The sequence below is a fragment of the Candidatus Ruminimicrobium bovinum genome, assembly GCF_902760015.1.
GTDB classification, from domain to species: Bacteria; Elusimicrobiota; Endomicrobiia; order Endomicrobiales; family Endomicrobiaceae; genus Ruminimicrobium; species Ruminimicrobium bovinum.
On the sequence record NZ_CACWEU010000247.1, the window covers coordinates 1 to 2,114 of the forward strand.

Annotated in this window: 3 protein-coding genes; 1 reads left to right on the forward strand and 2 read right to left on the reverse strand. The window is 23.5% G+C overall.

Translation table 11 applies throughout. From position 1 onward, the window contains the following. Nucleotides 1-66 precede the first annotated feature (66 nt). Together ACMUOV_RS08340 and ACMUOV_RS08345 are read right to left on the reverse strand one after the other, a co-directional pair. Complete coding sequence (locus ACMUOV_RS08340) at nt 67-786, reverse strand: nucleotidyl transferase AbiEii/AbiGii toxin family protein (protein ID WP_413854680.1); 720 nt, start codon at nt 784-786, stop codon at nt 67-69. Beyond that, on the reverse strand, nt 783-1,376 hold the full coding sequence (locus tag ACMUOV_RS08345; RefSeq protein WP_413854681.1) for a type IV toxin-antitoxin system AbiEi family antitoxin domain-containing protein: 594 nt from the start codon (nt 1,374-1,376) through the stop codon (nt 783-785). Before ACMUOV_RS08345 ends, ACMUOV_RS08340 begins: the two co-directional genes overlap by 4 nt. A gap of 564 nt (nt 1,377-1,940) precedes the next feature. On the opposite strand from ACMUOV_RS08345, the gene ACMUOV_RS08350 reads away from it, so the two are divergent. Continuing rightward, the coding region (locus ACMUOV_RS08350) for an AAA family ATPase (protein WP_413854682.1) at nt 1,941-2,114 on the forward strand (174 nt) is incomplete at its 3' end.

Sequence of the window (2,114 nt, forward strand, 5' to 3'; positions counted from 1 at the left end):
AAAAAGTGTGTAAATGGGATTTGTGTTATAGAGGAACTCTATTACCAAAAACTATAGCAAATTGATTCATAGCCATACCCCAATTTGTATTACGTTTTCAATTTCTTTTATATTAGAAGAAGTTTCCCTTTTTGTAAATGTTTTATTTATTACTGTTACCAAATTTTTCTTATTGAAATTGTTTTGCTGTACAAGCATATAAATGTCGTAAAAATCTTTTGCCCTTGTGTTTAAAATATTTCTTGATATTATGGTTTCAAATTTTTCAGCAATAATAGTTTCTATAGAATATGTCATAATAAATATTGTTTTATCTTCAAACATTAATTTGTATTCAAATTGTATTTCTTTTGGAATTATAATATCTCCCGTTGTTATATCTATTTTTAAATTTTCATTAATAGTTTCAAATATTACATTTATTGTTACCCTCAATCCGGAATACAAATCATCTTTTCTTATGTTTTCAATGTCAACTAATTTGAATGTAATATTTTCTTGATAGGGAATGTTTATAATTTCATTTATAATTTCTTTAATGTTTTCTTTTTGTAAGGGTAATCCTTTTATTGTTGTATCAATATCTTTGGTTGTCCTGTTACTTTCTCCAAATATTTTTGATAACAAAAAACCGCCTTTCAATATAAATTTATTTTTATATTTGCTTTTTGAAAGTTTTACTAAGAACTGTTCAAACATAAACATTTGTAACAGTTGTTGCGGGCTTACACCGGACTTTTTTGATATATTTTTAATTTTTCCTTTAACAGAATCACTTTTTATCATAATAATAACCTCATTTTGTCAGCTACTTTGTTTTCTAAATTAAGTTCTTTTGCATATTTCATTAATAAGTTAATATTTTTGCTTTTTAATTTAACATAGTTTTGAAGTCCGGTAACAAAAAGTTCGGTATCTATTTTTTTTTCATCTTTTATAATATCACATATTGTTCTTTCAATATTGTAAGTGTCTATTATCATTCCATACGGGGATTTTATTTGTGTTTTACCTAAATTTAATAATTCCTTTTTTATATAAAATAATTTAACATCATTTTGTTTTTGTAAATTTCCTGTATAGTTATAAGGAACTGTTATTTCGTATTTTATTGGGATTCTATCAACTAAATTATAGAAATATAAAGCTGTTGTATGAGAAAAAACAGTATTTTTATAATTATATGTTTTTTCAAAAAATTGATCGGATATTTTATTTGTAAGAATATATAACCCGCTATTAACTTTTTCTATCATTTTTTTCCTTTTCATTATAGTTAAATATTTAGTTGTTAATCCTAAATTAACAATATCTTTGTTTGTTATAATTCCGTTGTTCTTTTTTATTATTGATAATATTTTATCTGTGTTTTTCATAATAGCACCTATATTTAATTCGCTTTTACAATGAAATTATATCATATTTTCCTTTTAAATGCGAACGGATAAAATAAATAACTTTATTTCCTAATAATATTGTATAAAACAATTGCGACAACATCTTGTCGTGTTTTTCTTTATTGTTGATATTTTTGGTTGTTATATGATTGCGACAATATGTTGTCATAAGTTTTTTGTATAATGTTTTTAATGTAGTGCTTCCGGCTGAGGTATTTACATTTTGCAAAGGACTGCCGGATTGAAAGCTATTGCCAAAAAGCAGGCAGAGGTAAAACTCCCGCTTACTTTTATATTTGATAAAATCAATTATAAATTAACAAAAATTTAAAATAATATATTGAAAAATCAATAAATTATTTGTGTGATAAATTTAGAATTTTTTAATAAGTCGGCTCAAAAAATGTGTTATTATAACTAAAAGTCATGTAAAAAAATGTAGGATTATCATTAAAAGTCGTGTAAAAAAGTGTAAACAAGCATTGAAAAGTCGTGTAAAAAAATGTAAAATTATATAAAAAATTAACAATGAGAGTATAATTTATGAAAAGATATGCAATAAAACAGTTGTTAGAATGGAAAAATAATCCAAATAAAAAACCATTAATTATTGAAGGTGCAAGGCAAGTTGGTAAAACTTGGCTTATGCAAGAATTTGGTAAAAGTGAATATAGGCAAGTTGCATATATAAATTTTGAAAATAATTTACAAATGAAA

Coding starts and splice junctions, on each gene's coding strand:
- ACMUOV_RS08340 (WP_413854680.1), bottom strand. CDS start 786: ATGATAAAAAGTGATTCTGTTAAAGGAAAAATTAAAAATATATCAAAA.
- ACMUOV_RS08345 (WP_413854681.1), bottom strand. CDS start 1,376: ATGAAAAACACAGATAAAATATTATCAATAATAAAAAAGAACAACGGA.